This window comes from Streptococcus sp. GMD4S (genome assembly GCF_000296955.1).
This window is the reverse complement of the sequence record NZ_AJRE01000269.1, coordinates 1-1,068: the sequence shown is the minus strand read 5'-3', so window position 1 is coordinate 1,068 and position 1,068 is coordinate 1. Positions and strand designations below refer to the sequence as shown.

At 40.1% G+C, this 1,068-nt stretch carries 1 protein-coding gene and 1 pseudogene; both read right to left on the bottom strand.

The window, feature by feature from the left end:
- Positions 1 to 10: 10 nt before the first annotated feature.
- The gene (gene rnpA, locus GMD4S_RS09275) at positions 11 to 382 is read right to left on the bottom strand and encodes a ribonuclease P protein component (protein WP_000748120.1); all 372 of its coding nucleotides are present in this window, start codon (positions 380 to 382) and stop codon (positions 11 to 13) included.
- Between the two features lie 149 nt (positions 383 to 531).
- A pseudogene (locus tag GMD4S_RS09270) lies at positions 532 to 1,068 on the bottom strand (acetate kinase); the annotation flags it as partial.

Here is a 1,068-nt window from a genome sequence, read left to right as displayed (position 1 = left end):
GCCCAACAAACTAGTCAACTGTAGTTTCTTTTTCACTCCCATTTCCTTCCTGGTAAATCTTTGATAACTTTAATACGTGGAGTAGGTTTTTCTCCATCTCTGCATATTCCAAGGTTTCCACCCCTTTTCGGGCAATCACGACAAAATCAACATGCTCTACTAAACTCCCTTTTACACTTTGTAGAATGTGCCGGATTCGTCTCTTGATTTGATTTCTGGTAACTGCATTCCCCAGCTTTTTGCTGACGGACAGTCCTACTCGAAAATGGTTTTGCTGGTTTTCCAATTGGTAGACAACAAATTTTCGATTGGCAAAACTTGTTCCGTCCTTGAAAATCGCCTTAAAATCTTTCTCTCTTTTTACACGAAAGCTTTTCTTCAAAACTCAACTCCATCTATTAAATTACTACTATTATACCATATTTTTTGAAAAAGCCAATAACAGCAAGGTTTTAGACATTTTCTACATAAAAAAAGCTGGAAAATCTCTTTCCCAACTTCTTTTTACAATCAAATTTTACGTGTATTTACTTATTTTTTCAAGCGCTCAACATCGCGTGCAATCACCAATTCTTCATCTGTTGGAATAACCAAGACACGGATTTTCGCTGCGTCAGTTGAGATGTCTCCCGTTACGCCAAAGACGTTCTTTTCTGGATCCACATCACAACCAAACCAAGAGATACCTGAAATGACATCCTCACGAACCAAAGCTGCATTTTCACCGATACCTGCTGTGAAGATAATCGCATCTGCTCCATTTAGGACTGCAAGGTATTGACCGATATGTTTTTGGATACGATCAACATAGATTTCATAAGCCAAAGTCGCATCATGGTCTCCTGCTTCCATAGCAGCAATCACATCACGCATATCGCTTGACTGACCAGAAACTCCCATGAGCCCTGATTCACGATTGAGAACGCGACTAATATCTTCTGGGGTATTAAAATCCTCTGTATATTGCATGAGATAAGGGATGATAGCAGGGTCAATATCTCCTGTACGAGTTCCCATCATCACACCTCCAAGTGGTGTGAATCCCATAGAAGTATCCACAGACTTCCC